Annotated in this window: 1 protein-coding gene; it reads right to left on the bottom strand. The window is 66.6% G+C overall.

All coding sequences use genetic code 11. The features are described from left to right. Nucleotides 1-739: DUF6531 domain-containing protein (locus AABK37_RS41590; protein ID WP_432557212.1), on the bottom strand; the 739-nt coding region annotated here is incomplete at its 3' end. Between the last annotated feature and the right edge of the window lie 134 nt (nt 740-873).

Genomic DNA, 873 nt, shown 5'->3' with positions numbered 1-873 from the left:
CGTAGGCGAAGGTGGTCATGCGGTTCAGGGGGTCGGTGGCGCTCGTGACGCGCTCGCTGCTGTCGTACGTCCAGCTCCACACGTTGCCGCGCAGGTCGGTCTCGGTGAGGATGTCGTGCGTCGCGTTGTAGGTGAACTGCCGCGTGAAGTTTTGTCCGCCCAGCGCGGGGTAGGTGACGCCGGTGAGTTGCCCGGCACCGTTGTAGCTAAAGCTCCAGACCCGCGAGGAGGGGTCGGTGATGTTGCTGACGCGTCCGCTGGTGTAGGCGAAGGTGAGGGCGCGGCCATCCGGCGTGGTGATGCTGGTGATCTCGCCGCCGGTCCCGCGGTTCACGGTCACCGTGTTGCCGTTGCGGTCGACGACCGAACTTAAGCGACCGGCGGTATTGAAATTCCACTTGCGCTGGTTCTTGAAGGTAAGCGTCCAGGTGCTGTTGCCGTTGCGAACTAGGGTGTGGTACCAGCCGGCGGGCGGGGTGAAGGTCCCGCTGGTCTCGGCGTAGGGCACGGTGAGGCCATCCGGCATGCGCAGGGTCGCACTAACGCCCGCCGAATGCGTGATGCGGGCCTCGTACGTGTGCGACCAACCGTGGCCGAAGACATCGTTCAAGTTGCCGAGGCTGCCGTGCAAAAGCGTGAAGTCCACGGCGGTATCCCCGCGCCCGTTCCACTTGACCATCGGGAGGCGGGTGAGGTGGCCGCCGGTGTGGGTGTTAGACTGACCGCTGAGGCCACCCATTCCGCTGGGGCCCGTACCGGGCGACCCGGTTCCACCGCTACCGCTACCGCCGCTTCCGGCCGAGCCCTCGCCGGGGCCCTGTCCGCCACCCCCGGTTTGGGTACCTCCGCTTTGCAGGACCAAAGCGGGCGAAA

This window comes from Tolypothrix sp. VBCCA 56010, from assembly GCF_050875635.1.
Lineage (GTDB): Bacteria > Cyanobacteriota > Cyanobacteriia > Cyanobacteriales > Nostocaceae > Hassallia.
This window is presented reverse-complemented; position numbering and strand designations above follow the sequence as displayed.